Source organism: Bradyrhizobium sp. YCK136 (assembly GCF_044570075.1).
Classification (GTDB): Bacteria; Pseudomonadota; Alphaproteobacteria; order Rhizobiales; family Xanthobacteraceae; genus Bradyrhizobium; species Bradyrhizobium diazoefficiens.
Genome location: NZ_CP172424.1, coordinates 6,171,964 through 6,190,831 on the forward strand (window position 1 = coordinate 6,171,964; position 18,868 = coordinate 6,190,831).

Annotated in this window: 19 protein-coding genes and 2 riboswitches; of the genes, 6 read left to right on the forward strand and 13 right to left on the reverse strand. The window is 67.7% G+C overall.

Features of this window, described 5'->3' with window-relative positions; genetic code table 11:
- The first annotated feature begins 4 nt into the window (after window positions 1-4).
- Both ACFLEY_RS29965 and ACFLEY_RS29970 read left to right on the forward strand, forming a co-directional pair.
- Entirely contained in the window at window positions 5-868 is an 864-nt protein-coding gene (locus tag ACFLEY_RS29965; protein WP_011086069.1) for an ABC transporter permease, read from the forward strand.
- The gene (locus ACFLEY_RS29970; protein ID WP_028172112.1) at window positions 868-1,683 is read left to right on the forward strand and encodes an ABC transporter permease; all 816 of its coding nucleotides are present in this window, start codon (window positions 868-870) and stop codon (window positions 1,681-1,683) included. Before ACFLEY_RS29965 ends, ACFLEY_RS29970 begins: the two co-directional genes overlap by 1 nt.
- Here the strand turns inward: ACFLEY_RS29970 and ACFLEY_RS29975 are convergent, their stop codons facing one another.
- Window positions 1,684-2,019: a hydroxyisourate hydrolase gene (locus ACFLEY_RS29975; RefSeq protein ID WP_060911301.1), complete on the reverse strand. Its 336-nt coding sequence runs from the start codon at window positions 2,017-2,019 to the stop codon at window positions 1,684-1,686.
- 26 nt (window positions 2,020-2,045) lie between these two features.
- Between ACFLEY_RS29975 and ACFLEY_RS29980 the strand changes: the two genes are divergently transcribed.
- Both ACFLEY_RS29980 and ACFLEY_RS29985 read left to right on the forward strand, forming a co-directional pair.
- Window positions 2,046-3,242: an MFS transporter gene (locus ACFLEY_RS29980; RefSeq protein WP_060911300.1), complete on the forward strand. Its 1,197-nt coding sequence runs from the start codon at window positions 2,046-2,048 to the stop codon at window positions 3,240-3,242.
- A complete protein-coding gene (locus tag ACFLEY_RS29985) occupies window positions 3,223-4,590 on the forward strand; it encodes an amidase (protein ID WP_060911299.1) in 1,368 nt (455 codons plus the stop codon). Before ACFLEY_RS29980 ends, ACFLEY_RS29985 begins: the two co-directional genes overlap by 20 nt.
- Before the next feature lie 143 nt (window positions 4,591-4,733).
- Here the strand turns inward: ACFLEY_RS29985 and ACFLEY_RS29990 are convergent, their stop codons facing one another.
- Window positions 4,734-6,155 (reverse strand): PepSY domain-containing protein, encoded by a 1,422-nt coding sequence (locus ACFLEY_RS29990; RefSeq protein WP_060911298.1) that lies wholly within the window; start codon window positions 6,153-6,155, stop codon window positions 4,734-4,736.
- Between the two features lie 12 nt (window positions 6,156-6,167).
- The gene (locus ACFLEY_RS29995) at window positions 6,168-8,516 is read right to left on the reverse strand and encodes a TonB-dependent receptor (protein WP_060911297.1); all 2,349 of its coding nucleotides are present in this window, start codon (window positions 8,514-8,516) and stop codon (window positions 6,168-6,170) included.
- A gap of 112 nt (window positions 8,517-8,628) precedes the next feature.
- Window positions 8,629-8,831: riboswitch (cobalamin riboswitch) on the reverse strand.
- A 72-nt stretch (window positions 8,832-8,903) separates the two neighbouring features.
- On the opposite strand from ACFLEY_RS29995, the gene ACFLEY_RS30000 reads away from it, so the two are divergent.
- Complete coding sequence (locus ACFLEY_RS30000; RefSeq protein WP_060911296.1) at window positions 8,904-9,476, forward strand: histidine phosphatase family protein; 573 nt, start codon at window positions 8,904-8,906, stop codon at window positions 9,474-9,476.
- Window positions 9,477-9,482: 6 nt separating this feature from the next.
- On the opposite strand, the gene cobT is transcribed toward ACFLEY_RS30000, so the two are convergent.
- The 8 genes from cobT to cbiE all read right to left on the reverse strand — a co-directional run bounded on the left by cobT (window position 9,483) and on the right by cbiE (window position 16,685).
- Entirely contained in the window at window positions 9,483-10,535 is a 1,053-nt protein-coding gene (gene cobT, locus ACFLEY_RS30005) for a nicotinate-nucleotide--dimethylbenzimidazole phosphoribosyltransferase (RefSeq protein ID WP_060911295.1), read from the reverse strand.
- A 10-nt stretch (window positions 10,536-10,545) separates the two neighbouring features.
- Window positions 10,546-11,295 (reverse strand): precorrin-6A synthase (deacetylating), encoded by a 750-nt coding sequence (cobF, locus tag ACFLEY_RS30010; protein WP_060913007.1) that lies wholly within the window; start codon window positions 11,293-11,295, stop codon window positions 10,546-10,548.
- A gap of 46 nt (window positions 11,296-11,341) precedes the next feature.
- Window positions 11,342-12,019, reverse strand: a complete 678-nt coding sequence (locus tag ACFLEY_RS30015; RefSeq protein WP_060911294.1) for an energy-coupling factor ABC transporter permease — start codon at window positions 12,017-12,019, stop codon at window positions 11,342-11,344.
- A gap of 36 nt (window positions 12,020-12,055) precedes the next feature.
- Window positions 12,056-12,267, reverse strand: a riboswitch (cobalamin riboswitch).
- A 54-nt stretch (window positions 12,268-12,321) separates the two neighbouring features.
- Window positions 12,322-13,053, reverse strand: a complete 732-nt coding sequence (cobA, locus tag ACFLEY_RS30020; protein WP_011086057.1) for a uroporphyrinogen-III C-methyltransferase — start codon at window positions 13,051-13,053, stop codon at window positions 12,322-12,324.
- Window positions 13,050-14,360 (reverse strand): cobyrinate a,c-diamide synthase, encoded by a 1,311-nt coding sequence (locus ACFLEY_RS30025; RefSeq protein WP_060911293.1) that lies wholly within the window; start codon window positions 14,358-14,360, stop codon window positions 13,050-13,052. The genes cobA and ACFLEY_RS30025 overlap by 4 nt, the downstream gene beginning before the upstream one ends.
- Window positions 14,360-15,142: a precorrin-4 C(11)-methyltransferase gene (gene cobM / locus ACFLEY_RS30030; RefSeq protein WP_396604277.1), complete on the reverse strand. Its 783-nt coding sequence runs from the start codon at window positions 15,140-15,142 to the stop codon at window positions 14,360-14,362. Before cobM ends, ACFLEY_RS30025 begins: the two co-directional genes overlap by 1 nt.
- Entirely contained in the window at window positions 15,139-15,507 is a 369-nt protein-coding gene (locus tag ACFLEY_RS30035) for a cobalamin biosynthesis protein (RefSeq protein ID WP_028172124.1), read from the reverse strand. The genes cobM and ACFLEY_RS30035 overlap by 4 nt, the downstream gene beginning before the upstream one ends.
- On the reverse strand, window positions 15,504-16,685 hold the full coding sequence (gene cbiE, locus ACFLEY_RS30040; RefSeq protein ID WP_396604278.1) for a precorrin-6y C5,15-methyltransferase (decarboxylating) subunit CbiE: 1,182 nt from the start codon (window positions 16,683-16,685) through the stop codon (window positions 15,504-15,506). Before cbiE ends, ACFLEY_RS30035 begins: the two co-directional genes overlap by 4 nt.
- On the opposite strand from cbiE, the gene ACFLEY_RS30045 reads away from it, so the two are divergent.
- On the forward strand, window positions 16,684-17,430 hold the full coding sequence (locus ACFLEY_RS30045) for a cobalt-precorrin-6A reductase (protein WP_011086052.1): 747 nt from the start codon (window positions 16,684-16,686) through the stop codon (window positions 17,428-17,430). The two genes, cbiE and ACFLEY_RS30045, sit on opposite strands and share 2 nt — an antisense overlap.
- Here the strand turns inward: ACFLEY_RS30045 and cobJ are convergent.
- Both cobJ and ACFLEY_RS30055 read right to left on the reverse strand, forming a co-directional pair.
- Entirely contained in the window at window positions 17,406-18,140 is a 735-nt protein-coding gene (gene cobJ / locus ACFLEY_RS30050) for a precorrin-3B C(17)-methyltransferase (RefSeq protein WP_011086051.1), read from the reverse strand. The genes ACFLEY_RS30045 and cobJ overlap by 25 nt on opposite strands.
- Window positions 18,137-18,868, reverse strand: coding sequence for a precorrin-2 C(20)-methyltransferase (locus ACFLEY_RS30055; RefSeq protein WP_060911292.1), 732 nt, complete (start codon window positions 18,866-18,868; stop codon window positions 18,137-18,139). Before ACFLEY_RS30055 ends, cobJ begins: the two co-directional genes overlap by 4 nt.

Here is an 18,868-nt window from a genome sequence, read left to right on the forward strand (position 1 = left end):
GACGATGGGCGCAGCACCGGCATCACGGGACGTGACCTCCTACGGGATGGGATTGGCAGTGCCGCTGGCGCTGTTCTTCCTGGTCTTCTTCGTGGCGCCGCTGCTGCAACTGCTCTGGCTCTCGCTGCACAACGACACGGCCGGGCTCCATTGGGGGCTCGGCCAGTACCTGCACTTCCTCACCGATCCCTTCAGCCTCGGGGTGCTCGGCTCGACGCTGCTGCTAGGCGCGGAGGTGACGGCCGTCTGCCTCGTGCTCGGCTTTCCCATCGCCTGGCTCTATCAGCGGGTCGGGCCAAAGCTCCAGACCATCATCATCCTGATCGTGCTGCTGCCGCTGCTGACCAGCGTCGTTGTCCGCACCTTCGCCTGGATCGTCATCCTCGGCCGCCAGGGCATCATCAACGCGACGCTGCAATCGCTCGGCATCATCAATACGCCCTTGAAGCTGCTCTACACCCAGTTCGGCGTCGTGATCGCGCTGGCGCAGGTGCAGATGCCGCTGATGACATTGCCGCTGATCACCGCGCTCGGCCGCATCGATCCCAATCTCGACGATGCCTCCTGCTCGCTCGGCGCCGGGAGCTGGCGCACCTTCTTCAGGATCGTGCTGCCGCTGTCCTTGCCGGGCGTCATCGCCGGCTGCACGCTGACCTATGCCGCCGCGATCACGGCGTTCATCACCCAGTCGCTGATCGGCGGCGGACAGATGCTGTTCATGCCGATGTATCTTTATCAGCAGGCTTCCACGCTGCAGAACTGGCCCTTTGCATCCGCGATCTCGATCATCTTCCTGCTCGCCGTGCTCGCGGTCGTCTCCGTCTTCACCACGCTCGGCCGCCTGTCGCGCGGCTATGGAGGCGCGTGATGAGCGGTCGCAAGCGCACCCTGGAGGCGATCAGCTTCGAGCTGGCCATGACCGTGATCGCTGTCATCGCGCTGATCATCATCATCGCGCCGTCGCTGGTGGTGCTGATCGTCTCCTTCACCAGCGGCTTCTCGCTGCGCTTCCCGCCGCCGGGTTACTCGCTGCGCTGGTACGCCGAACTGTGGGAGGCCTGGCAGCTTCACTTCGCGGCGAAGAACAGCCTCATCGTCGCGCTGTGGGCGACGGGCCTGTCCGTCGTCCTCGGCGTTGCCGCCGCGCTTGCGATCTCGCGCTCGCGGACGCTGTCGGCACGACTGCTCGATTCCCTGTTCATGTCGCCGCTGGTGCTGCCGGCGCTTGCCTTCGGGCTTGCCGCCCTGATGCTGTTCTCGCTGGTCGGCCTGCCGGTCTCGCCGCTGACGCTGGTGATCGGCCACACTGTCGTGTGCGTGCCCTATGTCGTGCGCAACACGGTCGCAGCGCTCGCCCAGCTCGAGCCGACCCTGCTGGAGAGCTCGGCGGTGCTGGGGGCGAGCCGGCTCTACACGTTCCGCCGGATCGTGCTGCCGCTGATCCGGCCGGGCATCATCGCGGGTGCCTTCATCGCCTTCATGTCGTCGTTCGACAATGTGCCGGTGTCGCTGTTCCTGCGCGACGCCGCCACCGACATGCTGCCGATCCGGATGTGGCAGGACCTCGAGGGCAAGTTGGATGTCACCATCGCCGCCCTGTCGGGCGTGCTGATCATTGCGACCGTCGCGCTGGTCGCCGTCATGGAGCGCGTCACGGGCCTGTCGCGGCGGCTGACGAACTGATCAGGCGCCGCGGAACAGCGAATACCCCCAGCGCGTGAATTTCAGCGGCAGGTGAAAATGCTCGTCAACGTTCTTGATGCGGAAGCGGAACGGCGTCACCGTGAGAAAACCGTCGCTGTCCGCAAAGAACTCGCCGAGATGAAACAGGACCTCGTACTCGCCGGCCGTCACACCGGCGCCTTGCGCTATGGGGTGATCGAGCACGCCATTGGCGCCGAGCCGCCCGTCGGCGATGCGCGAGGAGTCGGGATCGATGCGCCAGATCTCGACGCGCAGCCCCTGCGCGGGCCGTCCGCTCGCCACATCGACCGCGTGAATGGAAATACCGCCTGCCACAATGTTCCTCCCATGAGCGCAGCGCCATGGTAGACGGAAACACCGCCATCCGGCCAGCACCCGCGTTGCTGCCGGCCCTGGGGGCGATGACCGCGCTTCAGGCCCTCGTCGCGCTCGCCTTGTTCGCGCCCGGCGTGGTCGCGCCCCGCGCCCATATCGAGGTCTGGCAGCTCTCGATGTTCTCCTGCGCGGTGTTCGCCGTCGGTATCCCCGCCTCGTTCTGGGGCGGCGGCTTCATCGCGCGGGTTGGCTCGCTGCGGATCGCGAGCCTCTGCGCGGCGGCCATCGTCGTCAGCATGGCACTGGCTTCGCTCGGATCGAGCGCCGCCCTGCTCGCCGCGGGCCTCTGCCTCGGCCTTGCCATGGGCCCCGAGACGCCGGCAAGCGCAGCGCTGCTGGCGCGGCTGGTGACCGCCGAGCGCCGCGCCTTCGTCTTCTCGGTGCGCCAGACCGGCAACCAGATCGGCGCGGTCTGCGGCTCGCTGGCCCTGCCCGCGATCGCCATCGCGTTCGGGCCGGCCTGGTGCTATGCGGCCGTTGCTGCCCTGGCGCTGTTCGCGATCGCGCTGTTCGAGTGGCTGCGGCCGGCCTACGCCGGCAAGCTCGTCCCGCCCCCAAAGCTCGATCTGCGCGCGCGGCTGGCACTGGTGACCGCGGACCGGCGGATCGCGATGCTGGCGCTGGCATCGATGCCGTTCAGCGCGATGCAGGTGTCGCTCAACACCGTCTTCGTCACGCTCGGCACCCGCGAGCTTGGTCTCAGCCATATCGAGGCCGGCATGGCGCTCGCCTGCGCGCAAGCCGGCGGCCTCGTCGGCCGGCTCGGCTGGGGCTACGTCGCCATGCGCCTCGACGCCCCCCGCGCCGTGCTCATCGTCATCGGCCTCGGCATGGCCTTCTGCGCCGCGCTGCTCGGCCTCGACGGCGGATCGCTCAGCCGCACCTGGCAGTTCGCAGTTGCGGCGCTGTTCGGCCTGACGGCGTCGGGCTGGAACGGCGTCTTCATCGCCGAGATCGCGCGCCTCGCCCCGCAGGACCGGATCGGCGAGACCACCGGCGCGGTGCTGACCGCGTCCTATGCGGGCCTACTGGCGGCGCCGGCCGTGGTGTCGATCCTGGACGGTGTGGCCGGCCTTGGCGCGGCGTTCTTCGCCTTGGCCTGTCTTGCCCTCTGCGGCACATTGGCGCTGATGTGGGGAGGCCATGACAAAACCGACGCATAGTGCGCGCGAGATCGCAGCCGCCGTCACCGCCGGGCGGATGACCGCCGTCGACACGGCGAAGGCCGCCCTTGGCCGCATAGACGCCGCCAAGGCCTTGAACGCAGTGGTCACGACCGATCCCGCACGCACGCTGGCCGACGCGGCGGCGGTCGACGATCGCCTGCGTGCCGGCGAGACAATGCCGCTGGCCGGCGTCCCCATCCTCGTCAAGGACAACATCTGGGCCAGCGGCTGGCGCATCACGCAGGGCTCGCGCCTGTTCGCCGATTTCATCGCGCCACAGGATGCAATTGCGATCGAGCGCCTGCGCAAGGCCGGCGCGGTCATCGTCGGCATTGGCGCAACCTCCGAATTCGCCAGCAAGGGCGTCACGACATCGCCGCTGTTCGGCCCGACGCGGCATCCCCTCGATCCCGCGTTGACGCCGGGCGGCTCCTCTGGTGGACCCGCCACCGCCGTCGCAGCCGGCCTCGTGCCCCTCGCGATCGGCACCGATGCGGGCGGCTCCAGCCGCAGGCCGCCGGCCCATGTGGGCGTCGCCGGCTTCAAGCCGTCCTACGGCGCGATCCCTTATGGACCCGGCTTCGCCGAGCCGTTCTTCGGTCTGTCGGTCATCGCGCCGATCGCCGCCGACGTCGCCGACATCGCGCTGGCCTTCGAGGCCATGGCCGGTGTCGATGCGCGCGATCCGGATGCAGCCGGCATTGCGCAAGAAGCCGAGGACATCGCCGGCCTTCGCATCGCCTTCTCACCGCGGCTCGGGCTCGACGTTGCGGTCGATGACGTTGTCGCCAACGGGCTCGTTTCCGCAGTCGCGCGTCTCTCCGCCGCAGGCCTCAGCATCGCGCTGCGCGATCCCACCTGGCCGGCGGGTGCGACGGAAGAGGCCCTCATGCCGCTTCAGCACGCTGGCCTTGCCGCGCTCAATGGAGACGCTTTTCGCAAGGACCCGACTGTCTTCGACCCTGACATCGCCAGGCAGATCGAGCGAGGGCTGTCCTGGTCAGGCGCGGACGTCGCGGGTGCGCTGGTCGCGAGCGCCGCGATCGCCAATGCATTCGCGGCCTTCTTCGCCGAGGTCGATCTGCTGCTGACGCCGACCGTCCCCTGTGTCGCCTGGCCGTTCACCCAGCTCGGACCCGACACGATCGGCGGCCGCGCGGCGAGCCCGCGCGCGCATGCGGTGTTCACGCCGTTCGTCAATCACGCCCGCCTGCCGGCGATTTCACTTCCCTGCGGCACCGACGCCCGCGGGCTTCCGTTCGGTCTCCAGATCATCGCCCGGCGCGGCCAGGACCGCACGCTGCTGCGCGCCGCGCGGCATATCGAGGCGCAGTTGCAGGCGTAACTTTGCGAGATCGCGACGATTTCGGAATATTCTGTTTTGCCCGACGGGTCAAATCGCGCCGATGCCTGCGTAAGCCGTTGATTCCACTATCACCGGCTACTGTGCATGGGGTTGTTTTCGCACTTTTTGTTTGATCGGACGTCCTAGCTGATGAAAGACAGACGCAACCGCCGCCAGCCGATGACGATGCCGGTGATGGAGAACACCAGTCCGAGCGCGCAGAGGCCCACGATCAGGACATCGCGCAAACGCGGATGCGCCTGCAGGACTGGAAAATCTAGCGTGTGCAGCGCGCCGTAGAACCAGCGATAGGCTCGCCGCGACGCATCCAGCCTTTGCAGCACACGGCCGTCGGCGCTGTCGATGTCGAACCAGAGGCCGCCGCAGCGGGAACGGTAGACGGGTCCACCGGGAACGACGGACTGCGCGGGATAATCGTCGCTATCCGCGAGAATAGACGGCGCATTGCAGGCTGTCGCAAGCTTCGTCACCATGCTCCCGATCACCCGCGCACTGACGATCGGCGCCTCCTCACTGTCGGGCCCAACCACAACCTGTTTCTCGAGACCAATCCGCTCGCGTCGATAGAGGCTGCCGTCAACGGCAAACCATTCGACCTCTCGGGCCGAGGGCGATATTCGCTTCCGTTCCGCCGATGGGGCGGTCGTCCAGTCCGGCGATGCATCGATCACGCCGGCTTCGGCCGGGGTCAGCTGCCCTCGCGAGAACAGCCGGCCGTGATCCATGGAGAGCCATCCACTGAAGATCCACGTCAGCACGAAGACGGTCGCCACGAGGCCGATGATATGATGAAGGGCGTGCCAGCCGCGATAAGGCGAGGAGATCCGGTATCTTCGCATCCTGGACCGCACGATTCCGAGCACTGCACCCAGCATGGCTGCAATCAGCGCCAACAGCGACAGCGTCCAGACCACGCCGTCCCACAGCGCCCAGTTGCTCCTGAGGACCGTCGGATAGATCCAGTGCAGGACGCTGCCGACGAGGTTCCAGCCGCGCTCGCTTCGCGTCGTATCCAGCACAACCTCGCCGGTGCGCGACGAGACGTAGAGCTCCGTTCCGGCCGCGTCGCCGAGCGTTGCGCGAAACAAGGGACGGTGACGGTCAAAGCCGTTCGGCACGCTCCACTGGTCGTAGTCCGCCTGCGCAACGACAGCCGCATGCGCGGCATCGAGCCCGCGCTGGCGCGCATGAGCCCGCACGATGGCGAGCACGACCTCGGGCGACCGCACCGATGCATCCTGCCCGTCGGTCGCGCGAACCGCGCGAAGGCGCGAGGGCCCCGACACGACGTAGACCGGCCCGTCGCTCCGCTGAATCAGGCGCAGGCGCGTAGCATCGGCGATGCCGCTCGCGGCCACGGCATCGGCAACGCCGATCCTCACCTCCGTACGATCCACCGGCGCGAGACCGGCAATCCGCTCCGTTTCCGTCAGCGATGGAAACGGAACGAAGTGCATCACGATTCCCGTCGCGAACCACATCGCGAACAGCAGGCAGAACGCGATCCCGAGCCAGCGATGCAGCAGGACGATCGCACCCATCATGTGGTCAGCGCCCTACCATTTGAATGCGGCCGAGAGTTCATAGGTTCGCGGCGCGCCCAGCAAGATCTGGTCGGGATAGAACGGATCGCCCCATATCGCGTAGCGCTTGTCGGCGATGTTGCGCACGCGGAAGGTCAGGCGAGCCTGATCGACCGCGTTGAATACCGTCTTGGGAATGTCGACGAAGGCATAGACGTCGGCGACGGTATACGCCTTCATCGTCACCGTGTTGGCATCGGTATTGTAGCGGTCGCCGACATGACGGCCGGTGATGCCGACTTCGACCGGCCACGGCGTGAAGAAGCGGTACAAGGCGCCAGCATTGGCAACGATGCGCGGCACGTTCGGCGGCGTGTTGCCCGAGAACGATCCGCCGACGAAATTGTAGTCGGCATAGCGCGCATCGACATAAGCGATGTTGCCCCACAGCCGAAGGGGCTCGATCGGCCGCACCGAGGCCGCGAGCTCGACGCCCTTCGACTCCTGCCGTCCCGCAATATTGAGCGCCTGCCCGCCGGCCGCCGCATAGACGTTCTTGCGCAGGATGTCGTAAGCCGAGAACGACCACTCCGCCCGGTTGTCCCAGAACAGGTGCTTGACGCCGGTCTCGTAGGTCCGCGCGATCGTGAGGTCCAGCGGCTGGGTCGGCAGCAGCAGGAAGATGTTGTTGGCGGAGATATCAGCGCCGGTCGCGTACTGGCTGAAGAAGGTGAGGCCCGGAACGGCCTCCCAGGTGTAGCCGATGCGTCCCGTCACCGGCGCCCAGTCCTTGGTGAACGGAAAGCCCGCGTTCACCAGACCGTTCTCGTCGGTCGAGTTGCGGTCGAGCCCGATATGCTCGACGCGCAGCCCGCCGATCAGCGCGAAGGTCCGCGTCAGCTTCAGCCGGTCCTCGAACGACAGCGCCTCGTTGTCGATGCGCGCGGTCTGCTGCTTGGTCGCGAGCAGTCCGTAATAGCCACGATCGAAATCGACCAGCGGAACATAGTCGTTCGGGAATTTCGCCGCGCCTGGCCTGACGAAGTCGAGATAGCTCGACGACAGCGTCGTGACCAGCCGGTTGTCGAAGCCTGCGATGTTCGTGTCCCAGATCAGGTCGGTGATATTGCCGACAAGGCGCTGGCTGTGCGCGACATAGAAGCGCTCGCGATACACTTGGTTTTTCGTGGAATCGAACGCCTCGATCTCGTTGTTGAACCACGACCGCTCCGCGCCGTAACCATAGGCCTGACTCTTCAGCGTCAGGTCCGGCGCCAGTTTCAGCTCGAAGCCGCCGCGCAACCAGACCTCTTGCGCTACGTTTCGGTTGTCGAGAACGTTGTAGTTGGTGTTGAAGGTGCGGTCGTCGATCGTGACGGCCCCGAGGTCGGTCCTGTTGAAGTAGGTGCCGGAAACAATCCCCGTCGTCGCATGCGAGCCGCTGAAAGCGACCGGCACCAGCGGCGCGCCCCAATAGGCCTTCCCGCGATCCTCGCGGTACTCGATCGCACCCCAGACCTTGAGGCTGTCGGAGATGCGGTAGTTGAGCTGGCCGGACACGTCGAGCGTCTTGGTGTTGGTGTCGTCGACAAAGCCGTTGAGCGAGGAGCGGCTGATGTCGAAGCGGTAGTCGAGGCCCTGAACGTTGGTGCTGCCGCCCGAGCCGTAATGCGCGCGGAACGAGTTCAGGGAGTCGTACGAGAAGTCCGCCTCGTTGCGGATCGCTCCGGTGTGCGGCTGCTTGGTGACGAGGTTGATCGAGCCGCCGGCGGCGCCCTCGCCCGAGATCAGCGAGGCCGGGCCCTTCAGGAATTCGACGGCCTCCAGATTGGCGGTGTCCATGATTCGCGAGGTCATGTTCTGCGGGCCGATCTTGATGCCGTTGTAGAGCGTGTTGATCTGGCTGTTGGTGAAGCCGCGCATCGAGAAGCCTGCCGGCTCTCCCGGAGCGTCGCCGGAGGTGACGCCGACCGCGCCTTGTGCGACCTCGGACACGGTGCGATAGCCCTGCTCGCGCATGGTCTCGGCCGAGATCACCTCGACGGTCGCGGGCGTCTCGCGCACGGTCAGGCCGAGACGCGAGGCGCTCTCAGCCACCGCATTGCTGTTGAGCGGCGTTGGCGCCCCCGCGGCCGGCACGGCGGGCTTGGGCGCCGCCGATGCGACCACTGGCCTGCGTGCTGCTGCGCGGCGCGCACTCTGCGCGTCCCGGGCAGCCGGCTTGGCCGGCTTGCGGGACTGGGCGGGCGACACCTCGACAGGCGGCAGCGGTTCGCGGACCTGCTGCGCCTGCGCGGCGGGCAGATCGGCGACTGTAAACGACGTGAGAGCAGCAGAGGCGAGCAGGAAACGGCGCGACCGTACAATACGGATAGAAGACACAGCGGGACCTCGGTATGACGTCAGTGGCACGTCACAGCGAACGAGGTCTCACCTTTGGCCTTTCAGCCCTCCGATGAAGCCGAATGTCTGTACTCCCCGACCGACATCTTCGCGTGTGACCACGGCTGACGGCAGGTCTCCTGGCTCGCGGGTCGTCACCACTTCGTCGCCTTCCCGGGACCGAGGACCCAGTGGCTTCTGACGAAGGATTATCCGCTTACAGTTGCGGGGGCAGCCGCGGCATTGGGGAAACATCCCCGCACCGCATTCCCTTTTCATCCCCTCTCGGGGGAAACCGTCGCGAGCATCTAGGATTACGATCGAGACAGAGTCAATGTGGCAGTTGCGGCGTTATTGCCTCAGCGACCAACTTCCTTGGAGATAAGCATGGAAGGCGAGACCTTCCTCTGGCTGATACGCCATGCACCCGTCGACGGCGTCGCGGGGACGATTCACGCGCAGGACGCGCCTGCCGATCTCGGCGATCGCGCGCAACTGGAAGCGTTGCGCCAGCGCCTGCCGTGGGACTCTGCGAGCTATGCCAGCCCGTCGCGGCGCACGGTCGAGACGGCGCGCGCATTGGGGCTCGAACCGGAGCTGATGGGCAACTTCAGCGAACAGGATTTCGGCGACTGGACCGGCCGGCGGCATGACGAACTCGCCGCAATGGGCGGCGAAGTCTACGCGCAATTCTGGAGCGACCCTGCGCACCTGAGACCACCGGGCGGCGAAAGCTTCGAGGATCAGGTCGCGCGCGTCCGCCTGGGCCTGTCACGGATCGGCGCCGGGCCAGCAACGCTCGTCGTGCATTCCGGCACGATCCGCGCCGCACTGTGCATCGCGCTGGATCTTGCGCCGCAAGCTGCCCTGCGCTTCGTGATCGATCCGCTGTCGCTCACCAGGATCGACCGGCTCGCGACCGGCTGGCGCGTCGTGTCGGTCAATCAGCGCGTGGTGTGAGCCGGATCAGGCCGGGCGATCCGGCACATTGGCCTGCGCGAAGGTCGCCATGCCGTTGTGAAGCGCACAGGCCGATCGCACCAGCGGCAGCGCGATGGCGGCGCCAGATCCCTCCCCGAGCCTCAGATCGAGGCTGATCAACGGCTGCACGTTCAGGGCGCGAAGCACCAGCCGATGCCCCTGCTCCGCCGATTGATGCGACGGCAGCAGGAAAGGCTGGCATGACGGATTGAGGCGCACGGCGGCCAGCGCCGCGACCGACACGATGAAGCCGTCGATCAATACGGGAATGCGGCGTTGCGCGGCCGCGATGATCGCACCGCAAATGGCCGCGATCTCGAGGCCGCCGACGGCGCACAGGATTTTTTCGGGCGCCGCAGCCGCAACGCCATGGCGCGCAACCGCGGCATCGATCACGCGCGCCTTGTGCGCACGGCCGGCGGCATCGACGCCGGTGCCGCTGCCCGCGATTTCTTCGGCGCTCACGCCGAGCAGACTCGCCGCGATCGCCGCCGAGGTCGTGGTGTTGCCGATACCCATCTCGCCGAAGATCAGAAGATCGGGCTGGCCGGCTGCCGCGCGCGCAACCGCACGCTCGCCGGCCTCGAAGGCGAAGGCCAGCTCTGCAGGCGTGAGCGCAGCCTCGACGCTGAAATCGCGCGTGCCGCTGCGCGGCTTGTCGGTGACGATGCCTATCATCTCGTCTTGCGCCAGTGTGCCGGCGTCAACGACTTCCAGGTGCGAACCCAACTCACGCGCCAGCACCGAGATCGCGGCGCCGCCCGAGGCGAAGTTCGCCATCATCGCGATGGTCACGGCTTGCGGATAGGCCGACACGCCTTGCGCAACGATGCCGTGGTCGCCCGCGAAGATGATGATCGGCACGCGTGCCGCGCGTGGCTGCTCGGTCGCTTGCAGGCCCGCGAGCTCGATCGCGAGCTGCTCGAGCCGGCCGAGCGCGCCGGTCGGCTTCGTCAGTTGCGCCTGCCGCACGATCGCCGCGTCGCGATGGACCGCGGAGATCTCGGGGCACTTATAGTAGACCCATTCGGGGAGCATGCTGCCTCGCTTACGGCCTGCGCTTGAGGATGTAGCAGTCCATGATCCAGCCGTGCCGCTCGCGCGCCTCCTGCCGCAGCGCGGCGATGCGCGGGCCCACCTCGGCCAGCGCGCCGGACATGATGATCTGATCGGGCATGCCGAGATAGGCGCCCCACCAGATCTGGAGCCCGACCGGATCGAGCGACTGAAACGCCGTGCCGCCATCGAGCATCACGACCACGGTGTCTGCGCTTACCGGCCAGCCGCCTTCACGCAAGCGGCGGCCTGTCGTGACCAGAAAGGGCTCGCCGATGTCGTTGAGCGGCAGCGCATGCGCCGCGCACAACGCCTGGATCGACGTGATGCCGGGGATGACCTCGATCTCCGGCAAGGGATCGAGCCGGCCCGCAATGCGCAGCGAGGAATCGTAGAGCGACGGATCGCCCCAGATTAGCAGCGCGACCCTGCCATCCCCTTCGAGATGGCTCGTGATGGTCTGCGACCATTTCGCGGCGACCGCATCGTGCCAATCGTCGACGCCCTTGCGGTAGTCCGCCTCGCCTGCGTCGCGCACGGGAAGATCGAACTCGGCGATACGCGTGTTGTCGCTGGTCAGCGCATCCGCGCAGATCGTCCGCCTGAGATCGGCGAGATCGGACTTTGCGCTCCCCTTGCGCGGGATCAGGACGAGATCGGCCGCGTTGATGGCGCGGGTCGCGGCGTGCGTGAGCTGCTCGGGATCGCCGCAACCGATGCCTATCAGGGAGAGAGTGAGCATCATGTTCGCGAAGGGCGGCCATGACGGCCGCCCTTTCGCTTGTCTCTTAGGCCGCGTTGTGCAGGCGCGGGGTGACGAGGCCGGGCGCGGTGACGCCGCGCAGCGACTTCGCCAGCGCCAGCACGGCGAGATCGGCCAGCGGCTCGATCACGATGACGAGCGCATAGGAGGCCGCGAAGGTCGCAATGTTGACGAGGTTGGTCATGGCAAAACCGGAGCCATAGAGCGCCCAGAACGCCACCCAGCCGATGACGCCGGCCTGATAGGTCGTCGAAAGCGCCAGCGCCTGGCGATACCTGAGATCGACATAGGCGGTGTTGCGGGCAATGATCCGCGTGGCGATCGCCTGGATCGCGAACAGCGGCACCAGCAGCGTGGTGACGTTCATGCCGTATTGCGGCAGGTCGGCCGGCTCGAAGAAGACGCCCTGGAACAGCAGGCCGAGCGCGAGGCCGAAGGCCGCGGGCGCAGCACCGAACAGCAGGAACAAGGTCGAGCCGAGGATGAAGTGCACCTCGGACACGCCGACCGGGAAGTGCGGCAGGATCTCGAAGAAGGTGAACACGAGGCCCGTGGTGGCGAGTGTCCGCGCCGCGAACGACGTGACGCCCTGCTCGCGCACGGTCTCGACCGCAAGCTTCAGCGCAACGCCGCCTGCGGCGATGCCGGTTGCGTAACTCAACACGAGCTTGGCGCCCGTCACGATCCCGGGTTCGATATGCATGGCTCAGTCCTTTCCTGCCGTCACACCCGACGGCCTTGGCCTCAAAACATGCACGGCCGGTCTCCTGGCTCGCGGTTCACTGGGGTTCTCCGGCCTTCCCGGACCTTGCGGCCCAGTGGCGGTTCGGAGCCCCTCACCGCTTACAGTCGCGGGGGCGGCTGGGGTTTTGGGCGCCGCAACTGGGTCCGCCCATCCCCATTCCCGATTATGCTCCGGCGCTTTGCGCCACCTCGAGCACCATGCTTGTCCTGTGTGCCCCTTTCGCGCAGCCTGCGTCAAGGGCCGAACGGCGGCGGTGGCCGTCATGACGGGTATTCTCCCGCCAGTGCGCCAAACAGGATCACGGCGGCCGTCGAGGCAGCCCCGCCCCGCGCAAGCTGCTCGGCAAGCTCGGCAATCGTGGTGCGGACCAGCCGCTCGTCGGGGCGGCCGAGGGATTCGGCGAACAGCGCCGGGGTGGTCGGCGCGAGGCCGTGAGCGATCAATTTTGCGGCAAGCGCCGGAAAGGTGCGGCGGCCCATATAGACCACGGTGGTCGCCTCCGGATCGGCCAGCGCCGCCCAGTTCAGGTTTTGCGGCAGCTCGCCGGTGACGTCGGCTCCGGTCACGAACTGCACGCGACGCGAGGTGTGGCGCCGGGTCAGGGGGATGCCGGCTTGCGCAGCGGCCACGCAGGCCGAGGTGACGCCGGGAACGATCTCGTAGCCGATGCCGGCCTCGCGCAGCGTTTCGAGCTCCTCCTCGAGCCGTCCGAAGATGCCGGCGTCGCCCGACTTCAACCGCACCACGCGCGCGCCGGTCGCGGCATAATCGACCAGCAGGCGGTTGACGTGATGCTGCTTGGTCGAGGGCCGCCCGGCCCGTTTCCCGACCGCAACGAGATTGGCGCCGGGACGGGCGAGATCGAGAATCGCGCCGGACGCGAGGTCGTCATAAAGCACGACATCGGCCTCGCGCAGCCGCGCGGCACCCTTAAGCGTGAGAAGCTCGGGGTCGCCGGGACCGGCGGAGATGAAGGAGACAAAACCGCTCACCGGTCCTCCGCGATCAGATGGAAGAACGTGCCGGTGGCATTGCCTCGGCGCGAACCGGTTTCTGCGATGACCGCACCGGTCGCGTCGTGCACGACCGCGAGCGGCGTGTCGGGCTGGGCGGCAATCGTCGAATAGTGGAATTCGTGGCCGCGCAGGCGCGCGCCGGGGCTATGTCCCGGCATCGGTGCGGCGAGTTCGGCGAGACGATAGCCCAGATGCATGCGGCGTTTGGCAAAGCTCGTCTCCAGGCCGAGCAGGCCCGCCATCTCATGGCGGACACCGTCGGCGTCGGTCAAAGCGGTTCCGAGCACCATATAGCCTCCGCATTCACCATGCACCGGTCGTGTCTCGGCGAAGGCGCGCAAGCCGCTGCGAAAGCGCGCGTTGGCCGCGATCTTCCCGGCATGAAGCTCGGGATAGCCGCCGGGCAGCCAGCAGACATCGGCGCTTGCGTCGGGCGCCTCATCGGCAAGCGGCGAGAAGGTCGAGATGTCGGCACCCGCCGCGCGCCAGGCTTCCAGCATATGCGGATAGACGAAGGAGAATGCCGCATCGCGGGCAAGCGCAATGCGCTGCCCGGGCGGCGTCACGTTCAGACCGTTCGCAGCGGGTTGCGGCGCCCAGGCGGCAGCCGATTGCAGCACCGCATCGAGATCGACATGCTCGGCGACGAAACGCGCGGCCTCGTCGATTAGTTTTCCGATCTCCGCCTGCTCCTCGGCCTGCACCAGGCCGAGATGCCGCTTCGGCAGGCTGATCTCGGCATGGCGCGGCAGCGCGCCGAACACGGCGATACCGGCGTCGTCAAGCGCGCGCCGTACGAGGTCTTCATGGCGCGGGCTGGCGACGCGATTGAGCACGACGCCGGCAAGGCGCACGCCCGGGCGGTAGTCGCGAAGGCCCGCAGCGATCGCCGCCGCCGTCTGCGCCTGTCCCGAGGGATCTATCACCAGCAGCACCGGCCAACCCAGCATCTCCGCAATGTCGGCGGTGGCGCCTGTGCCGGAGACGCCACGCGCGGCGACGCCGTCGAACAGACCCATCGAGCCCTCGGCAAGCACGACATCGGCGTCGGCGCCGCGGCCGACGAGATGCGCGATTCCCCCGCGATCCATCGCCCAGCTATCGACGTTGACGGAAGCGCGGCCCGTCGCAGCGGCATGGAAGGCGGGGTCGATATAGTCGGGCCCGCTCTTGAAACACTGCACGCTCAGTCCGCGATTGCGCCAGGCGCGCGCGAGCGCCAGCGTCAGCGTCGTCTTGCCGACACCGGAGGCAGGCGCGGAGATGACGAGCCCTGCCGGCATCAGGAGGCCTCCGGAAAGCGCGGCTCGGCGCCGACCGGCCGATAGCGGCGGTCGTAGTCGGCGGCATAGAGGCGGCTCTCGTCGAAATCCGCGGCGCCAAGCGTCTTGCCGACGAGAATGAGCGCGGTGCGTTCCATCTCGGCGCCGACGGCGGCATCGAGCGTCGCAAGCGTGGCGCGGACGATGCACTGGTCCGGCCAGCTCGCGCGCCAGACGATGGCGACCGGGCAATCCGCGCCGTAGTGAGGCAGCAGCTCCGCAATCACCTGGTCGAGCAGATGGATCGACAGATGGATGGCGAGTGTCGCACCGGTCGCAGCGAAGGCGGCGAGCTTCTCCCCTTCGGGCATCGCACTGGCGCGGCCCGGCGTGCGCGTCAGCACCACGGTCTGAGCGAGCCCCGGCAAAGTCAGCTCCACCTCGAGTGCCGCGGCGGCGGCCGAGAAAGACGGAACGCCGGGCGTCACGGTGAAGGGAATGTCAAGCGCACGGAGACGGCGGAGCTGCTCGCCCATCGCCGACCAGATCGAGAGATCGCCGGAATGCAGCCGCGCGATGTCCTTGCCGTCCGCATGCGCGGCGGCGATCTCCGCGATGATCTCGTCAAGCGACAACGGCGCGGTGTTGACGATGTGCGCGCCCGGCGGGCAATGCGCCAGCACGCCCTCAGGCACCAGCGAGCCAGCATAGAGGCAGACCGGACAGGCGGCGATCAGGTCGCGTCCGCGCAACGTCAGCAGATCGGGAGCACCCGGCCCGGCGCCGATGAAATGCACCGTCATGCACCGTCTCCTTCCGCGATCGCGGCCGTCGCGGTACGGTCCTGCGAAATCACCCGGGTCGCAATCAATCGGGCGCGAGGGCCGGCCGCGGCGAGCGCCGCGGCTTCGGCGACCGATCCGGTCCCGAACTTTTCCGCGATGAGCCTGGACTGCGTCGGCGTGTCGATGCCGGCCAGCACCTCGGGCGACACCGCCCTGATCGGCACACCGCATTCGCGCGCGAGCTGCTGCAGCGCTTCTACATCGGCCTTGTCGCTGACGGTCGCCACCGCCGCAAGGTCTTCAGCGCCGCCCGCCGCCAGCAGCGCCTCACGCAACGAGGCCAGCGTGACATCCTGCCTGAATCCGAGCCCGGCGACCTTCATCGGACCGCACTCCACTGCACCACGGGACGCGCCGCTTCCCAGGATCGGTAGCGGCCGAGCGGGCCGGCATGGGCGATCTCGACCCGCATCAACTCGCCGCCGTGGCGCTGGTGCAGTTCGCCAAGCAGCGCTTCCGTCTCCAGCGTCACCGCATGCGCAACGAGCCGTGTGCCTGCCCCGATGCGCGACCAGATGGCATCGAACATCGCGCTATCGAGACCGCCGCCGAAGAAGACCGCATCCGGCGCGTCCAGCCCGGCGAGAGCCTCTGGCGCACGGCCCGTGACAACAGCGATCCGATGCGCCAATCCGAACGCCGCCGCATTGCTGCGGATATTCGCGGCGCGATCTTCGCGCATCTCGATTGCCGTCGCCGTCCCGCCGCAAAGCGCCCACTCGACCGAGATCGAACCCGATCCGGCGCCGATATCCCACAACCGTTCGCCCGGGCGTGGTGCCAGCGCAGAAATCGCGAGCGCACGCACCGGCCGCTTGGTGATCTGGCCGTCATGAGCGAAGAGATCGTCGGGAAGTCCCGAGCTGCGAGGAATGCCCTGAGCTCCCTTCGCCTCCACGGCCACCGCGACCAGGTTTCCGGCGAGATCGCCAGTAAAACCATCGGCACGATGTTCCGCAATGCTTTCGCGTGGCCCGCCGAGCGCGGCGAGAGTCCAGAATGCCGAGGCGCCCCATCCGCGCTCGCTCAGCCACTTTGCAAGGTCGCCTGCGGCCTTGCCGTCACGCACGAGGCAAATGATGCGCGCGCCAGGCGCAAGGTGTGGCACGAGGCGCTCGAAGGGCGCGGCGTGGAGACCGAGGCAGACGACGGATTCAAGACGCCAGCCGAGCCGCGCAGCGGCGAGCAAGAATGTCGACGGCGCAGAATGTGCGACCCACTCACCCGCCTCAAGCTTCTCGGCAAGGCTTGCGCCGGCGCCGTGCCAGAACGGATCGCCGGAGGCCAGCACCGCGGTCGGCCGGCCGCGGCGGCTGAGCACGGCCTCCGCATCGAACGGCACCGGCCACGGATGGCCGCGCCCGGTCACACCGGCAAGCGCGAGATGACGCTCACCACCGAAGATGGTTTCGGCCTCACGCAGCGCCTTTCGGCTTGCGTCCGACAGCCCGGCAAGGCCATCTTCGCCGATACCGATGATGGTCAGCCAGGGATCAGCCATGACACGCGCCCTCATTCTGGGCGGAACGAGCGATGCGAGTCAGCTTGCCGCGGAGATCGCGCACGCCAGCATGGATGCCGTCTATTCCTATGGCGGCCGCACCCGTGCGCCTGCCGACCAGCCGCTGCCGACCCGCGTCGGCGGCTTCGGCGGCGTGTGCGGGCTCGCCGATTACATTCGCCGTGAAGGCATCACGCATGTGATCGACGCGACGCATCCTTTCGCTGCCGAGATGAGCCGCAACGCCGTCGCGGCATGCGCGGAAACCGGCACGCCGTTGATCGCGCTCGAACGCACCCCCTGGGCTAAAACACCCGGTGACAACTGGATCGAGGTCGGCGACGTCGATGCAGCGGTCGCCGCTCTGCCCGAGTCGCCGGCAAACGTGTTCCTCGCCATCGGCCGCCAGCACATCGCGCCGTTCGGGAATAAACCGCAGCACGCCTACACACTGCGCTTCGTCGATCCGCCCGAAGCGCCGCTGCCCTTCCCGGCTGACGTGATCGTGTCGCGCGGACCGTTCACGCTTGATGGCGAGCTGGAGATGCTGCGTACGCGCGGCGTCATATGGATCGTCGCCCGCAATTCCGGCGGCGATGGCGCGCGCGCCAAGATCGACGCGGCCCGCACGCTCGGCCTGCCCGTGATCATGATCGCGCGGCCGGAGTTGCCCGAGCGCCAGCGGGTCGAGAGCGTGGCCGAGATCATGCAGTGGCTTGGTCATCGCACCTGCCTCGGCGCATAGATCCAGCGGCCGACACGGCGCGTCTGCGAGTTGCCGACGATCACCAGCGTTCGCATGTCGGCCATCTCGGGCCGCGCCGCGTTGAGCGTGACGGTCTCGATCGTCTCGTCGGATGCGCTGATCGCGCGCGCGAAGATCACGAGCCGCTCGCCGCAGCCGGCGTCCTTCAGCACGGCCAGCGCGCGGCCAAATCCTTCCGGCCGGCTCGCCGAACGCGGATTGTACAGAGCGATCGCGAAATCCGCTTCCGCGGCCAGCCGCAGGCGCTTCTCGATCAGCGCCCATGGCTTGAGATTGTCGGAGAGATTGATCGCGCAGAAATCATGGCCGAGCGGCGCGCCGGCACGCGCGGCCGCCGCCAGCATCGCAGTGATGCCGGGCAGCACGCGGATCGGGAGCTCGCGATATTGCGGCGCCTGCTCGAGCGCCTCGAACACGGCCGATGCCATCGCGAAGACGCCAGGATCGCCGGAGGAGACGACGACGACCTGCCCGCCTTCGGCGGCCAGGCGCAGCGCCTCGCTCGCTCGCGCGAGCTCCTCGCGGTTGTCGGATGGATGCAGCGTGAGCCCCGGTCGCGGCGGCACGCGCGCGACATAGGGCGCATAGCCCAGAATATCGGTGGCGGAGCCCAGCGCGGCGGAGACCTCGGGCGTCACCAGCGCGTCACTGCCCGGGCCGAGGCCCGCGATGGTCAGCGTGCCCGTCATTCGGCGGCGTCCAGATGCCGGCCCTTGCCGTGCACGAGCACGATCGCAAAATAGGGACAGTTGGCGGCATCGATCTCGGCGAGCCGCGCGACGCGCTCGCCCGGCATGGTGCCGCGCTCGACCAGCCAGGCATCGTCCAGCCTTCCGGCGGCGGCAAGCGCGCGGCGCACTTTCGCAAGATTGCGGCCGGTCTTCATGACGACCAGCGCATCGGAGTCCCGCATGCGGCGCTCGAGCTCGTCCTCCGCGAGCGTGCCCATCAGCACCGTCGTCACGTCGTCGCCGAGCGCGATCGGCTGGCCGACGGCATTCCAGCAGCCGACCATGCCGGGAATGCCCGCGATCACCTCGATCTCGACGCGTCCCTGCAAGCGCGTGTGCAGATGCATGAAAGAGCCGTAGAAATAGGGGTCGCCCTCGCAGAGCACGACCACGTCGACCGCGCGCGCCAGCCGCGCCAGGCGCTCGGCCCATTCGTCGTAGAAGCCGGCGAGCAACTGGACGTATTCCGCGCTGTCGAAAGCGATCTCGGTCGTAACAGGGTATTCCATGGGATATTCGGTCACATCGCCGGCGAGCATGCCCTCGACGATGCGGCGCGCCTGACCCGGCCTGCCCTTCTTGCGGAAATAGGCCACGTGCTGTGCGCCGCGCACGGTACGATCGGCGCGCACGCTCATCATGTCAGGATCACCCGGGCCGAGACCGCAGCAGATGATGCGTCCCAT